Genomic DNA, 24048 nt, shown 5'->3' on the forward strand with positions numbered 1-24048 from the left:
TGCGTCATGCATCTTTAATAACAAATTATTATTTCATGAAAGATTTTAATGCCTTTTTTCAGGGTTATGATGTCGAGTTAAACGACAAAGAAATTGCAGAATTGACAGCACGGCTATTAGAAGAAAAATCTCAAGTAAATACTCCTCCAGAGATATACAAGCAATGTTTTAATTCTATTGATTTAACATCTCTGAATACTGCTGATAATGTAACGAATATTCGAAATATGGTCGAAAAAGTGAATGCTTTTTCAATCATATTTCCCGATATTCCTTCTGTGGCGGCTATATGCGTATATCCTAATTTTGCTGGCGTTGTCCATGATACTTTAACAGTTCCTGTGCTTGTAGCCGCTGTATCGGCAGGATTTCCGTCATCTCAAACATTTGTGGAAGTCAAAGTCGCTGAAACTTCATTGGCAGTTCATGAAGGAGCATCTGAGATTGATGTTGTCATTTCCGTAGGTGCTTTTCTGAACAAACAATACGAAGATGTTTTTGACGAACTGGTTGAAATTAAAGCAGCTTGCCGACATGCCCATTTGAAAGTGATTTTAGAAACCGGAACCTTAAAACAGGCTGCAGAAATCAAAAAAGCCTCTTTATTGGCAATGGAAGCAGGGGCTGATTTTATTAAAACATCGACAGGAAAAACAAATCCTGCCTCTACTCCTGAAGCCGCTTACGTTATGTGCACTGCGATCAAAGAATTTTATCAAAAAACTGGTCGAAAAGTTGGGTTTAAACCTGCTGGTGGGATTGTTACCCCTGCCGATGCGATAGTTTATTATACTATTGTAAAAGAAATATTGGGGAATGAATGGCTTAACAACCAACTATTTCGGTTAGGAGCCAGTCGTTTAGCGAATAACTTACTTACAGCGATTTATGATAAGGAAGTGACTTATTTTTAAGGACGGAACTAGCTATGTTTATTGAATAGCTTTTCAATAACACTTAAAACAAAACTCATGAAACACCTGCGTTCTTTTTTGTTTATTACAATGTGTTTATCAACATCGTCATTTTTATCATCACAAACCATACGTTATCCTGAAACACCAAAATGCGATACGGTGGATGATTATTTTGGCACAAAAGTTGCCGACCCATATCGTTGGTTGGAAAATGAAAATTCCTTAGCTACATCTAATTGGATTAAGAAACAGAATGCTCTGACAGATTCTTATCTGGATACAATTCCTTTTCGCAAAGCGATAAAAAAGGACCTGACGCAAATGTGGAATTATCCCAGGCAAAGCGTTCCTGTAAAAGCCGGAGATAATTACTTGTTATTTAAGAACAATGGGATTCAGAATCAATCTGTTTTATACAAGCAGGATAGTAAAACAGACAAAGAAACGTTATTATTGGATCCAAACATTTTATCGAAAACTGGTACTGTAGCGTTGAATACATGGGCTGTTTCAAATGATAATCGGTATATTGCTTATGCTCTTGCTACAGGAGGTTCTGACTGGACAGAAATCAGAGTTATGACAATAGATGGCAAGCAGTTACCGGATGTGTTGAAATGGGTAAAATTTTCAGATATTGCATGGTACAAAAACGGTTTTTTTTATAGTTGTTATGATGCTCCGACCGGAAATGTATTAACACAACAAAATCAATTTCAAAAGATTTATTATCATCAATTAGGAACACCTCAAAGCGCAGATATTTTAATTTATCAGGACAGCCAGCATCCACTGCGTACTTTTTCGGCACAAACAACTGCTGACGAACATTTTATATTCATTTATGGTGCAGACGCGTCAAGTGGTAATAATTTGATAGTTGGTAATTTACGAAAAGGTCTCCATACTCCGCTGCATGTTTTTGTCTCCGGTTTCGATCACGATTATGCTGTTATTGATAACATAGGAGATGATTTAATTGTGAAAACTAATGCTGAAGCTCCTAATTATCAAATTATCAAAGTCAATACAGCAGATTGGAAAGTTTCAACATTGATACCGGAAAAAACAGATGTGTTACAACAAGCCACAATAGTAGATCACAAACTAGTGGTACTTTATTTACATAATGCTTATAATGAATTGTTGTTATACCAGACCAATGGGATTTTCGACAAGAAGATATCTTTGCCTGGTATGGGTACGGTCACCTCGCTTAGCGGGAAACAAAAAGATAAAGTTTTGTTTTATGATTATACCTCTTTTACCTGTGCTGATAATATCTACAAACTCCCCATAGATAATATGGCAGTGCCGCAATTAATTTATTCCACAAAACTGCCATTTACTACTTCGGACTTTGTCACAGATCAAATCTTCTACACTTCGAAAGATGGTACCAGAGTGCCCATGTTTATTGTTCACAATAAAAATTTGATACGAAACGGGGAAAATCCATTATTACTCTATGGTTATGGCGGGTTTAATATCAGTATTACTCCTACTTTTAGTGCCAGTCGTATGCTATTTCTTAAAAATGGAGGCATTTGGGTGACGGCAAATATTCGCGGGGGTGGAGAGTTTGGTGAAAAATGGCATCAGGCAGGTATATTATCTCATAAGCAAAATGTATTTGATGATTTCATTGCTGCAGCAGAATATTTAATTAAAGAGAAATATACATCTTCTTCAAAATTAGCGATTCAGGGAGCTTCAAACGGCGGATTGCTGATTGGAGCCTGTATGACACAACGTCCGGATTTGTTCAAAGTAGCGATTCCTCAGGTAGGAGTTATGGACATGTTACGCTATCAAAAATTCACTATTGGATGGTCTTGGGCAAGTGATTATGGGACAAGCGATAATGAAGATCAGTTTCATTATTTATTGAAATACTCTCCTTTACAAAATATCAGGCCGGGAGTTGCCTATCCTGCTACTTTTGTAACTACCGGAGATCACGATGATCGGGTTGTTCCCGCACATTCATTCAAATTTATAAGCACATTGCAAGCCGATCAAGAAGGGTCAAATCCGGTCTTAATTCATATTGAACATATGGCTGGACATGGAGCAGGCAAGCCAATTTCAAAATACATTGATGAAGCAGCTGATATATGGACATTCATCTTTGAGAATTTGCATATATCATTTAAACCCATACATTTTATTAGTACAAAATAAGGAGGCTTTATATCTTTCACAAACATGAAATTACAATGAAACGAAATTATTGGATTGGATTCTTATTGATTATATGTGTAAACTCATTTACCATAAGTTATGCGCAGATTAAAACGAAAATTCCATTATTTATCGGGACCTACACAGGACAAGGCAGCAACGGAATTTATCGAAGTTGGTTTGATTCTCAAACAGGTAAACTATATGCCCCTGAATTGGTTGCCAAAATAACAAATCCAAGTTATATTGCAATTTCAGCAAATAACAAATATATCTGGTCGGTTGGCGAAATGGATTCAACTTATTGTTTATCTTCATTTTCTATAGACCATATGGATTCTTTGCATTACATTAACAGCCAAACGGGTAAAGGTGGGCTTAGTTGTCATATCGCAGAATTACAACCGATGAGATGGTTAGGAGCTGCCAGTTATGGTAGTGGATTGGTAACGTTTTATCCCATTGAAGCTAATGGGGCAATTGGTTCCCTAGCAACTGTAGACCATCATTGGGGGAGGGTTCCAAGAGCCCATTGTATTTTGCCGGATCCGAAAGGTCGCTTTATCTATTCAGCTGATTTAGGAACTGATAAAGTTTTGATTTACACTATTGAACAAAATAAACTTCGTCCATTTGGTGAAATAGATCTTCCTAAAGGAGTTGGCCCACGTCATATTGATTTTTCTCCAAATGCAAAATGGATGGCTGTTGTGAATGAGCTGGGAAGCCGGATCATTATTATAAGAAGAGATACCAGCGGTGCATTTGGTGTTATCGTGCATAATATTTCAACTTTGCCAGCTAAGTTTAAAGGCTATAACGGGGCTGCAGGAATCCACTTTTCAACTGATGGCCGTTTCTTATATGCTTCAAACCGTGGAGATAACAGCATTGTGGTATGCTCCTTTAATGAGCACACAGGAAATGTGAAACCAATACAATGGATTAGGAATGACATAAACTGGCCTCGAAATTTCACGTTAGATCCGACGGGTAAATATTTGATTGTTGCTAATCAATATGGCAACAGCATGGTTGTTCTTAAACGCAACCCTGAAACGGGTTTATTGGCCTCTATGCATGAGGTGATAAAACTGGCTCAGCCTGTTTGTCTGAAATTTCTTCATTATAGTAAGTAAAATATTTGATTATAAGTTGTTTGTATGATTCAATTAGAGAACATTACAAAACGGTTCGGATCGTTGCAAGTGCTTAAAGGAATTGATTTTTCAGTGAATAAGAGCGAGATAGTTTCCATTGTGGGGCCAAGTGGAGCAGGGAAGACCACGCTGTTACACATTATGGGAACATTGGAACGTCCAGATGCGGGTTCAGTAGTTATTGATTCTATTCCGATACAGTCATTAGATCAGAAAAAACTTTCTCTTTTTCGTAATCAACATATTGGGTTTGTATTTCAGATTCCTCAGTTATTGCCGGAATTTTCAGCGTTGGAAAATGTAATGCTACCTGCTTTGATTGCTAAGAAAAACTATAAAACAACAGAAACAGAAGCCAGAGAATTACTCCAGTTTCTTCATGTAGAAGAGCGGGCACAACACAAGCCAAATGAAATGTCGGGAGGTGAACGGCAACGTGTTGCTATTGCAAGAGCATTGATAAACCGGCCATCTATTATATTGGCCGACGAGCCTTCCGGAAGCTTGGATTCAAAGAATAAAGAGGAATTACATCGGTTGTTTTTTGATGTTCGCGATCGTTTTTCCCTGACAATTGTTATTGTAACACATGATAAAGAAGTTTCAGCTTTATCAGATCGTATTGTTACAATGAGGGATGGTATGATTGATCATTAAAATGTTCTTTCTAAATCATTCAAGACGAGATTTGCAAACACAAAACATATTTAATGTGATATAAATAATTGACAGGCAGTGAAAAAGATCGCTTTTATCATTAATCCGAGATCAGGAGTTCGTTCAAAATCCCAATATCCGAGATTGATTCAAAAATATTTTCCTGAAAACGAGTATGAAACAGTACTTTATAACACGAATGCTCCTAATGACGGATTTTATCAAACAAAAAAATATGTTCAGGAAGGCTATGATGCAGTGGTAGCGATAGGCGGCGACGGAACAGTTAACGAGGTTGCTAGTGCGCTGTTGGGTACATCTGTTGCATTGGGAGTCGTTCCTGCCGGATCTGGCAATGGATTGGCATTGCATCTTAAAATGTCAGGACAACCGTCAGTGGCACTGAGAAAAATCAGTAAACGACACGAAATGCTTATTGATGGCTGTATGTTAAATGATACTCCGTTTTTTTGTACTGCAGGAGTAGGCTATGATGCTTATATAGCCAATCGTTTTGCTGAAGCTGGAAGGCGAGGTCCGGTGGTGTATGTAGGCGAGGTCATTTTTCAATATTTTGATTATAAGCCACAAAGGTATAAATTAACAATTGACGGACAAGAAACGATCGAACGAAAGGCATTTTTAATTACTTTTGCCAATGCAGCCCAATGGGGCAATAACGTGATTATAGCTCCGAATGCTTCTATTGATGATGGACTTTTGGATGTAGTTGTGATGTCGGAGTTTCCAATTTACGAAGCACCTAAAATCAGTTTACATTTACTTGCAAGGCAACTGGATAAGACCCGATATGTAGAGACTTTCAAATGTAAAACATTAAAAGTAGAAAGGAAAAATCCTGATTATGTGCATTTTGATGGCGAACCAGGTATGATGGGAAAGAAGCTGAAAATAAAAGTGTTACCTAAGGTTCTTAAAGTGTGGGCGTAATGATAAACGATTTGGAAAGAAGCAAAGATATTTGAGATAATATGGACGATAATAACGATACATTCTCTGACGACTTAACCGAAGAGGTTTTAGATAACTCTTCAGATAATAATATTGATGGTCAATCTATTATTGAATCATCAAAAGCTCATTCTGATTATCATATTCCTAACCCACATGATGATCAGATTAAACACCATTTGTCTGGAATGTACCAGAACTGGTTTCTTGACTACGCTTCGTATGTTATTTTGGAACGAGCTGTCCCGCATATTTATGATGGGCTGAAACCTGTTCAACGGAGAATTCTCCATTCCATGAAGCGTATGGATGATGGACGGTATAATAAAGTAGCTAATATTGTAGGACATACCATGCAATTCCATCCACATGGAGATGCCTCTATTGGTGATGCATTGGTGCAATTAGGACAGAAGGATTTACTGGTTGATTGTCAAGGTAACTGGGGAAATATTTTAACAGGTGATGGAGCTGCAGCTCCTCGATATATTGAGGCAAAACTTTCAAAATTTGCTCTCGAAGTTTTATTTAATCCAAAAACTACCGTCTGGAAACTGTCGTATGATGGCCGGAACAAAGAACCGGTAGCGCTTCCTGCAAAATTTCCATTATTGCTGGCACAAGGAGTCGAAGGGATTGCTGTTGGTTTAAATGTGAAGATTCTGCCACATAATTTCAATGAATTGCTTGACGCTTCGATAGCATACTTGAAAAACGAACCATTTATTCTTTATCCCGATTTTCAAACTGGCGGTTATGTCGATGTGTCCAAATATAATGACGGAGAACGAGGAGGAACTGTCAAAGTCAGGGCTAAAATCAATAAAATAGACAATAAAACTTTGGTTATTAATGATATACCGTTTGGAGCCAATACCTCTAAATTAATCGAATCAATTTTGAAGGCCAATGAGAAAGGGAAAATAAAGATTCGTAAGGTAGATGATAATACAGCACAAAAAGCAGAAATTGTAATCTATTTACAACCAGGTGTTTCATCTGATAAAACCATTGATGCGTTGTATGCTTTTACAGAATGCGAACGCAGCATATCTCCAAATTGCTGCGTCATCAAAGATAATAAGCCTTATTTTATTAATGTCACTCATCTACTGCAGCAAAGCGTTGTTCACACAAAGTCCTTGTTGAAACTGGAGTTAGAAATCGAACGGAGCGAATTATTGGAGGCTTTACATTTTGCATCACTGGAAATGATTTTCATTCATGAGCGGATTTATAAAGACAAACCATTTGAAGAAAGTGCAACTATTGATGATGCTATTAATCATGTCCGTGCGCGATTAGCGCCGTTCACAGCCAACTTTGTCAGGGAGGTGACAAATGAAGATATTATTCGCCTGTTTGAGATCAAGACAAAGCGTTTTCTAAAATTTAGTGTCGAAAAAGCGGAAGATGAAATTACTTCTATTCGGGAACAGCTTAAACAAATTGATTTTCATTTAGCTCATCTTGTTGAATACACGATTGATTGGTATCAAAAACTGAAAGATAAATATGGTGCACGTTATCCGAGATGTACAGAAATTCGGAATTTTGAAACAATTGAAGCAGCCAAAGTAGTTGAAGCCAACGAAAAATTATATGTTAACTATGAAGAAGGCTTTATAGGAACAGGCCTTAAAAAAGATACATTTCTATGTAATTGCTCTGATATAGACGATGTTATCATTTTATTTAAAGATGGAAAATATAAAGTGGTAAAAGTAGCTGAAAAGTTATTTGTAGGCAAAAATATTCTTTACATATCCCTCTTCAAGAAAAATGATAAGCGTACAATTTATAACTTGGTGTACAGAAATGGTAGAAACGGAGCTTATTATATGAAACGTTTTGCCGTGACCGGTGTGACACGGGATAAGGAATACGACGTAACACAAGGAAAAGAAAATTCCAAAATCCTGTATTTTAGTGCCAATCCTAATGGAGAAGCAGAAGTCATTCGTATTGCATTAAAGCCCAAGCCAAGAATAAAAAATCTGGTTTTAGAAAAGGATTTTAGCACGATTGCTATTAAGGGTCGTCAGTCGATGGGAAATTTGTTGACAAAAAACGATATTCTGAAAATCAGTTTGAAACATAAAGGAGCTTCAACATTGGGAGGTCGGGATGTATGGTTTGATCATGATGTGTTGCGCTTGAATTATGATGGGCGTGGTGATTATCTTGGTGAATTTCAAAGTGAAGACTTGATTTTGGTTATTCATAAAAACGGGGAATACTACACATCCAATTTTGACTTGACAAATCATTATGAACCAGATATTCTGGTAATTGAACAATTTGATAAAGACAAAGTGTGGTCAGCTATACTTTTTGATGCCGAACAGGGATATCCATATTTAAAGCGTTTCATGTTTGAATCCACTTCCAAACCGGTCAATTTTCTTGGAGATCACTCAGATTCTTATTTGATACATCTTTCAGGTGAAGAATTTCCTCAATTTGAGCTTTCTTTTGGCGGAGATGACATAGACAAAGAACCTGTTGTCATTGATGTGGAGGAATTTGTAGGTGTGAAAAGTTGCAAGGCAAAAGGAAAACGTTTGACGACATGGCAACTGTTATCTGTGAAGGAACTTGAACCTAAAGCCGTTGCCGATGATCAGGATGAAAATCCGTCTTCGGATGAAGAAGGTTTTGAAATTTTAGAGGAGCCTAAAGTGCCGGATGCGTCACGAGAGGTAGAAAAGAATCTACCGGATACAGATTTTAATATTGATGAGATTACAGGTCAGACTACACTTTTTTAATTCTTTGTAATGAGAGATCTTTCCCTTAAAAGATTCAAGAGAAAAACAATTATTATTGATTTAATTCTCTTGTTACTAGCGGGATATCTTATTTATGCATTACGATTTTCCAGTGGAGTCAGAGATTTAGATGTGATTCGTTCTAAAGGTTTTTTGCGTGTTGCTATTCGGGATAATCAAATCGATTATATGTATCGAGGCGACTCTATTGCGGGATTTCAATATGAGCTGATTCGTGATTTATGTGACAACGAGCTGCATGTAAAGCCAAAATTTATTCGTGTACGTTCTTTGCATGCAGCAATCAGTGATTTGTTGGATGGTAAAGTAGATATTATTGCTCAAAATATACCCTTAACTTCAGAAACAAAGCAATCACTCACCATTTCATATCCTATCCTAATTTCACGTGCGGTACTTGTCCAGCGTAAAGATTCAAACGGTAAAGGAAACATTACTAACCAATTAGAATTAGGGAAGCAGCAGGTGACGTTGTCTAAAGGATCATATTACATTCAATTGATTAGACATTTGGCTCATGAAATGAGTGATACCATCTATATCAATCAAATGAATGTGTATGATTCGGAAGAACTTATACTGTTGGTTGCGAAAGGTACAATTCCCTATGCAGTTACCGATGAACGTGTTGCTCAATATTTTGCCAAGCGTTTCACAGGTATAGATGTGTCATTGCCAGTTGGATTTTCGCAACAGCAAGGGTGGGGAATGAATCCTCTGACACCAAACTTTATTAATTTAGTCAATAACTGGTTAGATCGTTTTGAGAAAACAAATGAATTTCATCAGTTATATGGCAAATATTACAACTGACAAATCTTTCGATTTCCATTGAATTCGTTAATTATAGCTTCTAAAGGTGTAAATGCTATCATTTTCGGATAAACGCAGTCTACTCAAAGAAATAGAGACAATCTTAAACCGTTTTTCCAGACTATTCCAGTAGAAATGAGACGGAATATACCAATTATCTACTACCTGAAGAATTAATGAATCTCCTATCTGATGAAACTCACCAAGTAAAACTCCTCCGTTAGGATTTGTATTTCGGTTCATATTTTGCACTTCAAAGGTATAATTGTCGAAGTTATAAAAAATGCTGTCTCGTACAATTGTTTGAGTTGGAGTTGAAATTGTCATTAGTTGCCATTTGCCATTCAAATCCGGATTATAATTATGGCATCCAGCCAGTAAAAAAATTCCCATCAGTAAACAGGAAATAAGCAGATATTTCTTTATGTTCATATTTTTAATAGTTTGTGATATTAAGACCATTGTTGAGTTGTGTGAATTGTATTTTGATAAGCATTTAAGAGCCACTGAAATTGTTCATCGATAGATAGATAGCTATTATCTAAGACTAAGGCGTCATCCGCCTTGCGAAGAGGGCTGGCTTTTCGTTGTGTATCTCTATTGTCGCGTTCTATTACGTTTGCTAAAACTTCTTCAAATGTGATATTGTGGTTGACAGCGGCCATCTCTGCGAACCTTCGTTTAGCTCTGATCTCAGGTGATGCCGTAACGAATATTTTCAACTCTGCGTGGGGAAAAACCACAGTACCAATATCTCTGCCATCCATAACAATTCCCTTAGACTGCCCCATGTGTTGTTGCAATTTAACCATGGCTTCTCTAACAAAAGGTATTGCGCTGACCAAACTAGCAGCTTGCGCCACATCAAGAGAACGAATGTCACGCTCTACGTTTATCCCATTGAGATATGTTTCCGATTCGCCGGTTGCATTAGATTTAAAACCAATACAAATTGACGGCAATAATTGTTTTAGTTTCTCCAAGTCAATTGGATTCTCACGAATTAATTGATTTTTTATACAATATAATGCTACTGCTCGATACATAGCTCCACTATCAATATAAATATAACCAATAGCTTTGGCTAATGTTTTTGCCATAGTGCTTTTTCCACAGGAAGAATATCCATCAATAGCAATTATTATTTTAGAAATTATATCCATGAAAATTAGATTATTACAATGAATCATTGAATCCCGAAATCACTAAGTTTAGTAGTCAGTGAAAAATGATATGCTAAACTGCCCGCCTGATATTCCGCAATTGCGAATCCAATTCTTACTCGAGAAATATTAATGCCAAAACCACCTGAAAATCCTGATAATGAACGTATATTAGCGATGGATAACTCCGAAGCACGCCGATCGTTATATGCTACAGTTAAATAAAAGTGATTACTTGGCAAAAAATCTATCGCAAAAATCAAATGTCGAAAAAGCATATTGACTACAGATCCTGAGGTGGCAATGGAGTCATTTTCTTGGTAATTCAAATTCCAACGCTGTAGGTTTGTAGCCGTAACTGTTAACTGAAAAGGAGCATGTTCAAACTTTTTGGTAATACCCATTTCAATTTCAAAAGGCAATGGTTCCCGGGCTTGATCCCCATTTATGGCATCATATGATGTAATTTGTGTTCCAATGTTTTTTGCAACTATTCCAAAGGATGTCAGGCTTGTTTCATCGTGAAAATGAAGGCCTACATTTGCTGACAATCCTACACTGCTATAAGCTTCGTAATGCGAATATATTGGCTGAAATGCAACTCCAATGTTCCACTTATCGCTTAAAGTTCTGGCATAAATTAAATTTACAGCATAATCTTGTGCATTGAATGTCCCTGTACTTACATTGTCAGAGGTATAACCCTGGAACTGACCATAATTAATATACCGAATTCCTAAAGCCCAATGATTAGTTTCACTTGCATTGAACCCATAAATAGCTGATCCAAAATTAATTCCAGCTAAGTAATTGGTATAATTTAGGCCTAAGGCATTTTTAGTATCTTCACTCAGCAAGGCAGGATTATTAAAAGCAAGATTAATATCCTGATCATATAACGAAACATTGGTTCCACCCATTGCTCCTAAGTGAGCTGAAGCAGGTAAATCCAGAAAAGAGTATACCGTATTACCAGCCTGAGCATTCAGTTGTAAAACAGAAAGTATTAAAAAATAGAGCAGTATAAGTTTTTTGTTCATGAATGAAACAACGTCTTTTGTCTGTTTTTGCTATTTGAAAATCTTACTAGTAAAACGTTATTATACAAGGAATATTTTCTGAAATGCCTTTTCTATTTTCATTTTAACTTCTGATAATTCCACTTTTCTTCCTAATTCTTTTTCTATGGAAGTTACTCCTTTATCAACAAATCCACACGGATTAATAAACGAGAAGTAGCTCAAATCTGTAGATACATTTAAAGCAAATCCGTGCATTGTTACAAAATGGCTGCTACGGACACCAATGGCACAAATTTTTCTGCTTCGAGAAGGATTATCTATATCTAACCAAACTCCTGTCGCCTTAGGCATACGATCGGCTTTAATACCGTACTGAGCCAGTACATCGATAATAGCGGCTTCAACTTTATCTATGTATTGTTTTAACCCTAATTTGAAATTTTCTAAATCGAATATCGGATAACCCACTAATTGTCCCGGGCCATGATACGTTATATCTCCTCCGCGATTGGTTTGAAAAAACTCAGCTTTAGCTGCAATTAATTGAGCTTGGTTGATCAGTAAATTAGATATGATTCCATTTTTACCTAAAGTAAAGACGTGAGGATGCTCACATAATATTAAATAATTAGGAGTATCTTTCCCTTGTTGTTTGTCGGCAATAGTCTGATTAAATAATTCTTCCTGTTGCCCCCATGCTTCTTTATAAGAAATTAACCCCCAATCTATTATATTTATTTTTTGATTCATCATAGTTACTATTTTTCAAATGAAACTTTAGGAAGTTCACTCATTAGATGTAAAATTTTTGCCTGTCGTTCAAGCAAATATGCTGACGGATGTGCCGGATTAAATTTACGTGGATTAGGTAACGACACTGCGATCAAAACTGCCTGTGATTTAGATAATTGTGATGCATGACAGTGAAAATAATGTTCTGCGGCAGCCTCAACTCCATAAATTCCATCTCCCGTTTCAATCACGTTCAGGTACACTTCCATTATATGCTCTTTCCCCCAACATGTTTCAATCAGTAAGGTAAAATAGGCTTCAATAGCTTTCCGCACATATGATCTGTCTGGGAGAAGAAAGACATTTTTTGCAGTTTGTTGCGAAATGGTACTTCCACCTCTTATACGCCTGCTATGTTCGTTATGTTTAAATGCTTCTTCTATAGCTTTTTCGTCAAAGCCGAAATGTTCCATAAACAAATTATCTTCAGATGCAATGACTGCTTGTACCATATTGGGAGAAATCTTATCAAGTGGTTCCCATTTTTTTTCAATGACAGGTTTTTGTCCGTGAATAATTTTATCAGCTGATCTGACTATCATTAATGGAGTAATAAACACAGGCACAAAACGATAAACAATAACAGATAAAAGGCTGAACATAAAGCCAGCAAGCAGGATAATTCCAATGACTCTCCCAAATTTTTTCATGATGAAGAATGAAAAGAACAATACAAAGATAGTTAATTTTGTTCAGTTTCTTAGGGACAAGATAGCAAGTTTCATTAGGTAACTCCTTTTAATTTTGCTAACTTTGCATGGCTTATTCCAATAAAATTAAAGTGGTCTCACCACGAACACCCAATTGAGGTTTATGAATATTTTTTCTTCTGAATTTATCAAAAGCAACACAGATGTTCGATCTTGTCCTGAAACTGCATTACCGGAGTATGCTTTTATAGGCCGTTCTAATGTAGGCAAATCATCGTTAATCAACATGTTAACTCAAAAGAACGGTCTTGCATTAACTTCTGGGAAACCAGGTAAGACGTTATTGATCAATCATTTTCTGATTAATAAAGAATGGTTTCTTGTTGATTTACCTGGTTATGGATTTGCGCAAACAGGGCTGGCAGCCCGTGAACGATTGAGGAAAATGATTGATTCTTATATCCTGCTCCGTAAGCCATTAATTAATCTTTTTGTATTAATAGACTCCAGGCTTGAACCTCAATCGATTGATTTACAATTTATAGAATGGTTAGGTGTTCAAGAGATTCCTTTTTCAATTGTTTTTACAAAAACCGATAAGCTATCAGTAACACAGTTTCTGAACAATAGGAAAAAATATGAAGAAACTTTATTTCAGACATGGGAAACATTGCCTCTCATTTTTGAAACATCCTCAAAAACAGGAAAAGGAAGGGTCGAAATACTGAACTATATTGAGGAATTGAATGATCAATATGGCAAAAATTAGTAACTAAAAGGAGTTCGGTTTACGATCGATCGTCCTAAAGTAATTTCGTCTGCGTATTCTAATTCATTACCAATGGCTATGCCTCTGGCAATTGTTGTAATTTTAACTTGACACGCACTTAATTTTCTATACAAGTAATAGGCTGTCGTATCACCTTCCATTGTTGGACTTAGAGCCATGAAGATTTCCTGAATATCACCTTGTGCGACTCGTTCCACTAAACTGTCTATTTCCAGATCGCTTGGAGCAATGCCTTCCATTGGCGAAATGATTCCACCTAATACGTGATATAAGCCATTGAATTGCTGCGTATTTTCAATAGAAATCACATCTTTAATGTTTTCAACCACACATATGATGGACTGATCCCGGCCAGAATCTGCACAAATGTCGCAAATTTCAGTGTCAGAAATATTGTGACATCTTTTGCAATAATGAATTTCATGTTTAAGCCGGATCAATGTATTCCCGAATTTTTCAACATCAGGGGTTGGTTGATGTAAAAGATACAAGACTAATCGTAATGCGGTCTTTTTACCTATGCCAGGCAGTTTTGAAAATTCATTTACAGCAGCTTCGAGTAAAGCAGATGGAAAGCTTTGGAAACTCATGTGATACTAAAAATAGGTCTAATTATTGAGTTATGGTTTTATATTGAACAAAAGCTGCCTTATAAAGCAGCTTTTGTCTATATAGTTTAATAAATAGCAAACGAGAAGTTGAAAAACATTATTCAAACGCACCCATTTTCAACATGTTAACCTCTTTTTGTGTGAGGTATCTCCATGTTCCACGCGGTAACCCTTTCTTTGTCAGACCTGCAAAAAATACGCGATCCAAACGTTTAACCCGATAACCTAAATGGTCGAATATACGTCGTACGATACGATTACGTCCTGAGTGAATTTCAATGCCAATCTGTTTGTGGTCTTGTTCATCTACATAATGAATTTCATCGGCATGTATTTCTCCGTCTTCCAACTCGATACCGGTATAAATTTTTTCCATGTCTGCTTTTGAAAGATTTTTATCTAAGAAAACATGATAAATTTTCTTTTTATTATATTTCGGATGGGTTAGCTTTGACGCTAAATCACCATCATTTGTAAGTAAAAGCACTCCTGTCGTACTTCTATCCAAACGACCTACTGGATAAATCCGTTCAGAACAAGCATTTTTGACCAGATCAAGCACTGTTTTCCGTTCTTTTGGATCGTCAACTGTGGTAACAAAATCTTTGGGTTTATTGAGCAGAAGATACACTTTTTTTTCAGACTGTACGGATTGATCATGAAATAAAACTTTATCCGTGGGCATAATTTTTGTGCCTAATTCCGTTACTATTTCTCCATTTACGGATATAACGCCGGCTTTTATATATTCATCAGCTTCTCGTCGTGAACAAATCCCTGCATTTGCTAAAAACTTATTGAGTCTTACAGGCTCATTTGCGTTTGGAAGCGGGGCATAAGTTCGTGGTGCAGGCGTTGGTCTGTATGCCTGTTGGCGAGGACGGGAAGTGTTTCCGTTAAAGTTATTTCGTTGATTATTATAACTTTGTGAGGATTTTTGAGTTGAAAAATCTCTCCTTTCTTTATTATAGCTGTTGCCGTAATTTTCAGAGCGATTGCGATTAGGATCCTGAGATGAATAAGTTCTACGATTTGATGAGTCGTTTGAACTGCGGTATGATTTCGAATAGTCACGATTACCTCCTTCAAAAGAATTCCCATCATTAGAATATGGTTTGTTGTTATAATTATTATAACCACGCTGTGTATTGTTTCTATTCGCATTGTCGCGTGAATATGGCCTTTGTTGAAAGTTATCACGTGATTTATAATTGTTGCCTGAAAAGTTTGGTTTTTCTGATGATCCATGTACAGAAAAACGTTTCCGAGTTCTATTCTCTTTGTTAAAATTACCGTCACGGCTGGCATGTTCATTTCCTGACTGTTGATCAGAATTTTGCCAATTATTATCATTAAAGTCCATTGTTGAAATAATTAATAAGGTTGGTATAGGACATGAATTATATAGATGAGTATTTGATTATTTATTGTAAGTTCTCATCTATAAGTTTAATTTTCTTTTCAATCAAGTTTCGTTCTTCTTTTAGTCGTTCTATTTTGCGTTCAAGTTCTGTAACAATGGTATCTGATTTTTTTGATTTTGCTGTAATGAATCCAATATTGTTTTCGTATGTGGCAATTTCTGATTTCAGTGTGTCATAAGTCCGTAGCAATTTTTCCCGTTCTCGGAATAATTGATTGGAGTGATCCCCTTCAATCATTTTTTCAACTGTGTCTTTAAACGAAATGAGTTTCCGGTTGACAGCATCAATATTCAATGCATCCATTTGCTTATTTACCGCATCTTTGAATGATTTAAATATTTTGTCTTTCTCTTTAAAAGGGACATGTCCAATCGTATGCCATTGGGAAAGTAATTCTTTCAAATGATCAAATGATTCTTGAACGTTATCAGTTTTTTTCAGTGCATTGATTTTATCTATCAACTCCTGTTTTAAATTCAAATTGCCCATCTCTTCTACTTTTTTTGAAGAAAAGGTTTTTGCTTTTTCTTCAAAAAAATGATCACAAGCAGATACGAATCTTTTCCATAATGCATCAGAATATTTTTTTGCAACTGGGCCAATTGTTTTCCATTCCTTTTGGATCTGGATTAATATGTCAGTCGTATTTTTCCAGTCAGTGCTATCTTTCAATGATTCAGCTTTTTCACAAAGAACTTTTTTCTTTTCATAATTTGCATCCAATTCAGCTTTGGAGGCTTTCATGAATTCGCTTTTTTGTTGGAAAAAATGATCACAAGTAGTTCGGAAACGTTCGTAGATTTTGATATTTTCTTTGCGAGGAGCGAAACCAACACCTTTCCATTGATGTTGCAATTCAATGATTTCGTTTGTTTTGTTTTCCCAATCACGGAAGCTAATCAATTTAGAATAATCAATAGCCTCTACACGTTCACATAATTTTGTTTTAGCTTGTAAATTAAGTTCTTCCTGAGCTTTTAATCCAGCAAAAAACTCTTGGTGCTTTTTATTTACAACAGTAGATGCAGTTTTGAAACGTTCCCAGACTTCTTCTCTAAATTCACGTGCAACTGGACCTATTTCACGCCATTCTTCATGTAATTTTTGCAGCATACGCGAGGCTACAACAACATCTTTTTCAATCGCCAGTTTTTCGGCAGCAACACATAAAGCTATTTTTTGTTCCAGGTTTTTTTTGAAGTCATAATCGCGAAGCTCATTATTGATTTTAATCAGATCGTAAAAGCGTTCCATGTATCCATTATAGATTTTCCAAAGCTCATTGACTTTCGTTTGAGGAATTGCGCCAATACTCTTCCATTCTTGTTGTAATTTTTTGAAAATAGGCAAACTCTCTCCAACATCACCTGATTCTGCAATTTCTTTTAACTGCTCTAAGATAGACAATTTCTTTTTGAGATTATCTTCTTTGGTCTTTTCAATATTTTCTGCATATGCATATTTCTGATCTTTGTATGTTTGAAGCAATGCTTTAAATTGAAGTTCATCTTCGTCCGGAAGTGGGGTAAAGTCTGTTTCAATACCCCCATTTTCAACGAAAGTTTTTTTCTGTTGTTCAATTTCAAGCTTATGTTTGCGATAAAAATATTGCTTAATCCCTTCAACTTCTTCTTTGTCAATTTTTTCTATAGGATTTTTTAAAATTTCCTGGAGCTTCTCTATTAGAGCTGTTTTTGTTAATGAAGCAAATTCGCGGAAAGATTCATTTTCTTTGTTGACATCTATCTGCTCAACGGATTGTTCTTCTGACGCCTGTTGAAGGTCAGAATTTTCCGAATTTGTATACGATAAAGTCGATTCTGAGGATTGTGGCTTGATGTCATCAAGAGTGTCCATGGGCAATATTGTTAGAGTGTTAAAAAGGAACGATGAAGATCAAAACGAAAGTTCGATAATCACTTATTCAATGTGTTGCAAAATTAGCGACTTTTTTTCTCATTACAAAGTGTTTCGGAATATATTATGCGATCGCTTTTACTACAAAGCATCTATGCTAAAAATATTATTTGACAAAATCAGTGGTCAATAATATCAGTGTAATTTTTTTTGTTTTAAGACCTCTTGATAGCTATAAATAGTTATTTTTCTTGTATTTTTGTAGTCTGAAGGATTTAAATTCTGAAATATAAAAATATCTGATAATGAAAAGTCTACTAATCACGGGTGGGGCAGGTTTTATTGGTTCGCATGTAGTTGATCTTTTTGTGAACAAATATCCTGACTATCAAATTATCACATTGGATGCTCTGACCTATGCGGGCAATTTGGAAAATCTGAACAATGTTTTGAGTAAGCCAAACCATATTTTTGAAAAAGAAGATGTTACAGACACAAATGCTATTCACCGTTTATTTGAAAAATATCAATTTGATGGCATTATTCATTTAGCAGCCGAATCACACGTGGATCGCTCTATTACAGACCCATTATCATTTGTCAGAACGAATGTGTTGGGAACAGTAAATTTACTTCATGCAGCTAAAGAATTATGGAAGAACGCATATGAAGATAAACGGTTTTACCATATTTCTACAGATGAAGTCTATGGCTCATTAAGTCAGGAAGGTAAATTTCATGAAACAACCTCTTATGATCCTCGAAGCCCATATTCAGCATCAAAAGCAAGTTCAGATCATTTTGTCAGGGCGTTTCATCATACTTTTGGATTACCTGTTGTTGTTTCCAATTGTTCAAATAATTATGGGGCACGACAGTTCCCTGAAAAATTGATTCCATTAGCTATCAATAATATTAAACATCAAAAACCTATTCCTATATATGGGAGAGGCGAAAATATTCGTGATTGGCTTTATGTAAACGATCATGCTGCTGCTATTGATCTCATCTTTCATCATGGCGTAAATGGAGAAACTTATAATATTGGAGGAAATAATGAATGGTCGAATATTAGTTTAATCAGGCTATTATGTAAAATAATGGATAAAAAATTGGGGCGCGTATCAGGAGCCTCTGAGCAATTAATTACATTCATCACTGACAGAGCAGGGCACGATTTACGATACGCGATTGATTCATCAAAGCTGCAACATGACTTAGGATGGAAGCCATCATTACTATTTGAAGAAGGCTTGGAAAAAACAGTTGACTGGTATCTTGCTAATGAAAAATGGCTCGACGACATTACGTCCGGGGCATATCAACAGTATTATAAAAAACAATACAATCTGAAATAAGATAGCTACAAAATTTGAAATTCTATAGGATTATATGCCGAAATTTAAAAAAAGCTACTCTGAGTCTATTGAAGAACTGGAAAAATTATTGGAACAACTCGAAAAAAATGAGATTCCTTTAGAAGAACTGTCTGAAGTGGTAAAAAAGGCAACAGATTTAATTCATCAATGTCAAAAGCAATTGTTTGAAACTGACTCAGAAATTCAAAAATTGTTTGAAGATATCGGATGACGCATGTTTTCAGTGAAATAAATCAATGATTTTTGGGGCAAAAATGATGATGCCAATGATGGCAGAAGCAATGCTTACAATTAAAACTGCTCCTGCAGCAATATCTTTGACTATGCCGGCCTTATGATTCCATTCAGGAGAAACCAGATCAACTAATTTTTCAATAGCTGTATTAAATAACTCAGCAGCAATCACTATTCCTATACAGACAATAATAACACTCCACTCGAGTATGCTTAGATGTAGAAGATAGGCAAGCGATATGGCTGCGATTGCCACAAAAACGTGCACCCGGATATTTACTTCGCCTTTATTGAGTGATGTTTTAATTCCACGAAGGGCGTATCGAAAGCTATTGATAAATCGCAGGAAAGAAGGAGATTTTGTTGTCGACATATTAATTATTTGTGCATCATCAAGGCTCCAAAAATTGAGGCAATATTGGTTGCAAATAGTTTTACGGCTATAGCCAATAAAATTATGCCAAAGAATTTTCTCAAAATATAAATTCCGCCCTCACCAATCCATCGCTCTACTTTGTCTGTCATTCTCAGTACAATGTAAACAAAAATCATATTTAAAAGTAACGCGATTATAATATTGATCGTTTGGTATTCTGCTCTCAAAGACAGGAGAGAGGTAAATGATCCTGGTCCAGCAATTAGCGGGAAGGCCAGCGGTACAATGGACGCTACATTTGAAGGTCCATCCATTTTAAAAATTTCGACTCCTAATGTCATCTCAAACGCCATAATAAAAATAATAATAGACCCAGCGACGGCAAATGATTTAATATCAACATTGAACATTCGCAGAATTATATCGCCGGCGAAAAGAAAAGCCAGCATTACGCCAAATGATACCGCAGTAACCATCAATGGATTAATCTTATTATTTTTTTGTTTTAGGTTGAGAATGATAGGGACTGAACCTAAAATATCAATGATGGCAAACAAGACGACAAAAGCACTCGTAACTTCTAAAATATCAATTTTCATATTTACTTCTGATTTTTAAGGTTATCAACTAAGCTCAAGGTTTGAGAATTGATCTGTTTTCTTTGTTGATCGAGTATCCAGCCCCATTTGTTAAAATATCGAATCATATTTACAACATGAATGACCAAAAGATAAAGTTTTTTGTAAGAACCTTGTTCATGAGCATGTGTAATATTTACTTCAGGATAAAAAACCGTATCATAGTGCTCATGTATCCTACGAGATAAGTCAATATCTTCCGGATAGAGAAAAAAACGTTCATCAAATAACCCGACTTTTTGTAAAGCTTCAATTTTCAAAATTAAGAAACATCCGGATAAATACGGCACATTAAGCGTCTCATTATAATCAAAATGTTTTAATTGAAATTTATCTATTCGCTTTCTTGTCCATTTTTCAGGGAAAAAACGCTTGGATATCAAGTCTAAGGGAGCCGGAAGCAATTTACAAAGGTATTGCAGATCTCCATTAGGATAAAATATCTTGGGCATTAAGGCTCCAATTTTCGGATTGTTCTGCATAAATTTGATTATACGGAACAAAATTCTAGGTTCGAACGTGACATCTGGATTAATGACTGCATGATATACTATATTGTCATTGATAGAATGTTGAATTGCAATGTTGTGAGCGCGTCCAAATCCAATATTGCGCTTATTCTTGATATATTCTACAGATAATGAATGAAAACGAATATCTTCTACCTGAGAGTTATCTATTATATAAATCGTATGGACGACAGATGCCTGTTTTAGCAAATTAATCAGCAAAGCAATCAAATCAAACGATTGCCCATATCTAACAATAGAAACATTTAGATTTCTATCTTTCAATTCAGTTTTTAAAGGCATCTCACTTAGTGACGTATCATATTGCATCTTATTATATTTAACGTCGTGTCAATTGTACTACATTCTCAATATGTTGAGTATGAGGAAACATATCTACAGGTTGTACTTTTGTGACCACATAACTTTCATCAAGTAATTGCAGATCTCTTGCTTGTGTTGCCGGATTACAACTAACATAAACAATTCGTTTAGGACTCAATTCTAAGATTTTTTCAACAACCTGTTTATGCATTCCTGCTCTTGGTGGATCTGTAATCAACACATCAGGCGTACCATAAGTTGCCACGAAATCATTATTCATTACATCTTTGATATCACCAGCAAAAAACAATGTATTATTTACGTGATTAAGCAAAGCATTTGCTTTTGCATCTTCAATAGCTTCAGGTACATACTCTATACCAATAACTTTAGCCACATTCTTTGCTATAAAGTTAGCGATTGTTCCCGTTCCAGTATAAAGATCATAAACTAATTCTTTCCCTGATAGTTGCGCAAACTCTCTGACAATTTTATAAAGTTCATAAGCCTGTTTGGAATTTGTTTGATAAAAGGATTTTGGTCCAATTTTAAACTGTAAAGATTCCATTTGTTCGACAATATAAGTACGGCCATGAAATAAATGCACTTGTTGATCAGTAATGCTATCATTTGCTTTTTCGTTAATGATATAGACAAGAGATGTTACCTGAGGGAAACTTTTGGAAATGAATTCGAGAAGTTTGTTTCTTAATTCTGCATTTTCAAAATAAAAGACCATGATAACCATTACTTCACCGGTAGTCGATGAGCGAATGATCATATTTCGAAGCCAGCCATTTTGTTTTCGCAAATCAAAAAAAGGCATATGATGCTCAATAGCATAAGCTTTAACGCTGTTCCGAATTTGATTCGAAAGTTCGCTTTGTAACCAACAGCTTTTGATATCCAACACTTTATCGAATAAAGCAGGAATATGAAATCCTAGGGCATTTTTATCAACTGTATATTCTTGTTGGTCTGAATGAAGCTCATCCTGAGTCATCCATCGATTATTTGAGAAAGTGAATTCCAGTTTGTTTCGATAAAAGGTTGTTTGCAGACAGCCTAAAATAGGTGATATTTCAGGCAATTCAATTTTTCCAATTCTTTCCAAATTATCTATAACTTGCTTACGCTTATAATGTAGTTGTTTTTCATAGGTTAAATGCTGCCATTTGCATCCACCGCAAGTACCAAAATGTTCACAAAAAGGGACGGCTCTATCTTCTGAGAAATGATGAAATAAAATAGCTTTTGCTTCTCCATAGCTCTTTCTCTTTTTTGTCAATTGAAGATCGACTATATCACCAGGGGCAACTGTAGGTATAAAGATAACCCAATTGTCGAGTTTGGCAATTGCTTTTCCTTCTGCAGCAATATCAACAATTGGAATATTAGTCAAAATAGGGAGTGATTTTTTGTTTGGTTTCACAAGATCTTTTTTATCGCAAAAATAAATATTTATTTCCGGGCTTGGAATATATTTGAACGCCTTTGACTATAAATTTTTCACCTACCCCTAATACTTATTGAAAATATTGAATTCTCAAGCAATAGAAATAAGTACATATTACGTGTAATAAATTGTACTTCATTTGGTTAATTCAAAAAATGAAGGTCCTTTGTTATTTTTAAAATAGCAATTTTGGCAAACAGTGTTCTAACTGCATAAATTTCATAGTGATCTGGTTGTAAATCGCTACAAAAATACTTTTTTGACTATGTAACTATTCTTTTATTCACATGTTGAAAGATTATATATGTAAATCAAATAGCTTATTGACATATGTAAAGTAAAAAAGTAACGCAATAAATCGTCTAAAATAACATTTGTGAATTTAATCATTTGAATCCTATAACAATAGCTTTTTGTATTTTGTAATAATCATATATCTAGTGTTTTATGTACTATATATAAATATAAAGTTGAGACATATTCTTGCGTAGTCAAATTTATGCTGCAAAAGTCATTTTTATTGTTAAATTAAATTAGTAGTATACTGTTTACTTGGTATATATGAATATTACATAAAGTTTAAGTACACGATATTTTGAATAGCAAAATTACAAATGAACATCCTGAGCATCATACCTAAATAGATGTCTGTAACGTATTATTTCGTACTGTACATATGTGTAATTTATATTCTCTATTTTACAGTTGTAAATATGCAATTTGTAAAGAAAATAGTTTACATTTGTAGTGTAAAGAAATGATACATTTTTCATCATGAAAGAACGAATTGCTCAAATCATTACACATGAACAACTGACTTCAGGTAAATTTGCCTTAGCCATTGGGACACAAGCGTCAGTTATTTCTCACATCTTAAACGGGAGAAACAAGCCCAGTATGGAAATAATTCAAAAGATTCTTTCTGCTTATCCATCTATTAATCCGGACTGGCTTGTTTTAGGAAGAGGTAGTATGATGAGACAAACGAATGGATTAGAACAAACATCTTTGTTTGACATCTCAGAAAAAGACTCCAGTCTTACTTCCGTTAATCCTCAAACAAAATCTATAAAAAAAGAAGACCATCTCAAACCGATCACTTCCACATCCAATATTCAATCTATTGAAAGTTTGAAAAACAAGAAAGTAAGTAAGATTACGGTTTATTATTCCGATATGACTTTTGAAGAATTTGTCCCATCAACAACAACCCAATTTCAGACTGACTAATTGTTTGTTTTTATATCGAATTTGAATCTCGTTCGGATTTTCGTACTTTTGTATGCAATTCAACATAAAGTTTATATTGTGGATTTTAGCTCGTAATA

Annotated in this window: 23 protein-coding genes; 11 read left to right on the forward strand and 12 right to left on the reverse strand. The window is 35.3% G+C overall.

Features of this window, described 5'->3' with window-relative positions:
* The first annotated feature begins 35 nt into the window (after positions 1 to 35).
* The 7 genes from deoC (at position 36) to FHX64_RS02825 (ending at position 9495) form a co-directional block, all read left to right on the forward strand.
* Complete coding sequence (deoC, locus tag FHX64_RS02795; RefSeq protein ID WP_183412322.1) at positions 36 to 914, forward strand: deoxyribose-phosphate aldolase; 879 nt, start codon at positions 36 to 38, stop codon at positions 912 to 914.
* A 57-nt stretch (positions 915 to 971) separates the two neighbouring features.
* Entirely contained in the window at positions 972 to 3101 is a 2130-nt protein-coding gene (locus FHX64_RS02800) for a prolyl oligopeptidase family serine peptidase (RefSeq protein ID WP_183412323.1), read from the forward strand.
* 35 nt (positions 3102 to 3136) lie between these two features.
* Entirely contained in the window at positions 3137 to 4240 is a 1104-nt protein-coding gene (locus FHX64_RS02805; protein WP_183412324.1) for a lactonase family protein, read from the forward strand.
* Between the two features lie 24 nt (positions 4241 to 4264).
* Complete coding sequence (locus tag FHX64_RS02810) at positions 4265 to 4918, forward strand: ABC transporter ATP-binding protein (protein WP_183412325.1); 654 nt, start codon at positions 4265 to 4267, stop codon at positions 4916 to 4918.
* 78 nt (positions 4919 to 4996) lie between these two features.
* The gene (locus FHX64_RS02815) at positions 4997 to 5869 is read left to right on the forward strand and encodes a YegS/Rv2252/BmrU family lipid kinase (RefSeq protein WP_183412326.1); all 873 of its coding nucleotides are present in this window, start codon (positions 4997 to 4999) and stop codon (positions 5867 to 5869) included.
* 41 nt (positions 5870 to 5910) lie between these two features.
* Entirely contained in the window at positions 5911 to 8661 is a 2751-nt protein-coding gene (locus FHX64_RS02820) for a DNA gyrase/topoisomerase IV subunit A (RefSeq protein ID WP_183412327.1), read from the forward strand.
* A 9-nt stretch (positions 8662 to 8670) separates the two neighbouring features.
* Positions 8671 to 9495: a transporter substrate-binding domain-containing protein gene (locus FHX64_RS02825; protein ID WP_183412328.1), complete on the forward strand. Its 825-nt coding sequence runs from the start codon at positions 8671 to 8673 to the stop codon at positions 9493 to 9495.
* A 27-nt stretch (positions 9496 to 9522) separates the two neighbouring features.
* Here FHX64_RS02825 and FHX64_RS02830 read toward each other — a convergent pair whose 3' ends face one another.
* From FHX64_RS02830 to mtgA, 5 genes are read right to left on the reverse strand one after another with little or no spacing between them, the layout of a single operon-like run.
* On the reverse strand, positions 9523 to 9927 hold the full coding sequence (locus FHX64_RS02830) for a lipocalin-like domain-containing protein (RefSeq protein ID WP_183412329.1): 405 nt from the start codon (positions 9925 to 9927) through the stop codon (positions 9523 to 9525).
* A gap of 20 nt (positions 9928 to 9947) precedes the next feature.
* Positions 9948 to 10658, reverse strand: coding sequence for a (d)CMP kinase (gene cmk, locus FHX64_RS02835; protein ID WP_246392283.1), 711 nt, complete (start codon positions 10656 to 10658; stop codon positions 9948 to 9950).
* Positions 10659 to 10681: 23 nt separating this feature from the next.
* On the reverse strand, positions 10682 to 11698 hold the full coding sequence (gene porQ / locus FHX64_RS02840) for a type IX secretion system protein PorQ (protein ID WP_183412331.1): 1017 nt from the start codon (positions 11696 to 11698) through the stop codon (positions 10682 to 10684).
* A 60-nt stretch (positions 11699 to 11758) separates the two neighbouring features.
* Entirely contained in the window at positions 11759 to 12433 is a 675-nt protein-coding gene (lipB, locus tag FHX64_RS02845; RefSeq protein ID WP_425487951.1) for a lipoyl(octanoyl) transferase LipB, read from the reverse strand.
* Positions 12434 to 12438: 5 nt separating this feature from the next.
* Complete coding sequence (gene mtgA, locus FHX64_RS02850; RefSeq protein WP_183412332.1) at positions 12439 to 13122, reverse strand: monofunctional biosynthetic peptidoglycan transglycosylase; 684 nt, start codon at positions 13120 to 13122, stop codon at positions 12439 to 12441.
* 163 nt (positions 13123 to 13285) lie between these two features.
* Here mtgA and yihA point away from each other — a divergent pair, with 163 nt between their 5' ends.
* Positions 13286 to 13891 carry a ribosome biogenesis GTP-binding protein YihA/YsxC gene (gene yihA / locus FHX64_RS02855; RefSeq protein ID WP_183412333.1) on the forward strand — a complete coding sequence of 202 codons (606 nt, stop codon included), beginning with the start codon at positions 13286 to 13288 and terminating at the stop codon, positions 13889 to 13891.
* Here yihA and recR read toward each other — a convergent pair.
* The 3 genes from recR to FHX64_RS02870 all read right to left on the reverse strand — a co-directional run bounded on the left by recR (position 13888) and on the right by FHX64_RS02870 (position 17804).
* Positions 13888 to 14502, reverse strand: coding sequence for a recombination mediator RecR (recR, locus tag FHX64_RS02860; protein WP_183412334.1), 615 nt, complete (start codon positions 14500 to 14502; stop codon positions 13888 to 13890). The two genes, yihA and recR, sit on opposite strands and share 4 nt — an antisense overlap.
* A 118-nt stretch (positions 14503 to 14620) precedes the next feature.
* Entirely contained in the window at positions 14621 to 15886 is a 1266-nt protein-coding gene (locus FHX64_RS02865) for a pseudouridine synthase (RefSeq protein WP_183412335.1), read from the reverse strand.
* Positions 15887 to 15947: 61 nt separating this feature from the next.
* Complete coding sequence (locus tag FHX64_RS02870; RefSeq protein WP_183412336.1) at positions 15948 to 17804, reverse strand: DUF349 domain-containing protein; 1857 nt, start codon at positions 17802 to 17804, stop codon at positions 15948 to 15950.
* 305 nt (positions 17805 to 18109) lie between these two features.
* Here FHX64_RS02870 and rfbB point away from each other — a divergent pair, with 305 nt between their 5' ends.
* Positions 18110 to 19162, forward strand: a complete 1053-nt coding sequence (gene rfbB / locus FHX64_RS02875) for a dTDP-glucose 4,6-dehydratase (RefSeq protein WP_221202129.1) — start codon at positions 18110 to 18112, stop codon at positions 19160 to 19162.
* A 34-nt stretch (positions 19163 to 19196) separates the two neighbouring features.
* The gene (gene xseB, locus FHX64_RS02880) at positions 19197 to 19394 is read left to right on the forward strand and encodes an exodeoxyribonuclease VII small subunit (protein WP_183412337.1); all 198 of its coding nucleotides are present in this window, start codon (positions 19197 to 19199) and stop codon (positions 19392 to 19394) included.
* 9 nt (positions 19395 to 19403) lie between these two features.
* Here the strand turns inward: xseB and FHX64_RS02885 are convergent, their stop codons facing one another.
* Genes FHX64_RS02885 through rlmD form a run of 4 tightly spaced genes read right to left on the reverse strand, consistent with a single transcriptional unit; the run spans position 19404 to position 22696 of the window.
* Entirely contained in the window at positions 19404 to 19790 is a 387-nt protein-coding gene (locus FHX64_RS02885; protein WP_183412338.1) for a diacylglycerol kinase family protein, read from the reverse strand.
* Positions 19791 to 19795: 5 nt separating this feature from the next.
* A complete protein-coding gene (locus FHX64_RS02890; RefSeq protein ID WP_183412339.1) occupies positions 19796 to 20392 on the reverse strand; it encodes a MarC family protein in 597 nt (198 codons plus the stop codon).
* A 2-nt stretch (positions 20393 to 20394) separates the two neighbouring features.
* Entirely contained in the window at positions 20395 to 21270 is an 876-nt protein-coding gene (locus FHX64_RS02895) for a glycosyltransferase family 2 protein (protein WP_246392285.1), read from the reverse strand.
* A gap of 10 nt (positions 21271 to 21280) precedes the next feature.
* Positions 21281 to 22696 carry a 23S rRNA (uracil(1939)-C(5))-methyltransferase RlmD gene (gene rlmD, locus FHX64_RS02900; RefSeq protein WP_183412340.1) on the reverse strand — a complete coding sequence of 472 codons (1416 nt, stop codon included), beginning with the start codon at positions 22694 to 22696 and terminating at the stop codon, positions 21281 to 21283.
* A gap of 798 nt (positions 22697 to 23494) precedes the next feature.
* Between rlmD and FHX64_RS02905 the strand changes: the two genes are divergently transcribed.
* The gene (locus FHX64_RS02905; RefSeq protein WP_183412341.1) at positions 23495 to 23950 is read left to right on the forward strand and encodes a helix-turn-helix domain-containing protein; all 456 of its coding nucleotides are present in this window, start codon (positions 23495 to 23497) and stop codon (positions 23948 to 23950) included.
* Positions 23951 to 24048 lie beyond the last annotated feature (98 nt).

Origin of the sequence: Microbacter margulisiae, from assembly GCF_014192515.1 — a bacterium.
Lineage (GTDB): Bacteria > Bacteroidota > Bacteroidia > Bacteroidales > Paludibacteraceae > Microbacter > Microbacter margulisiae.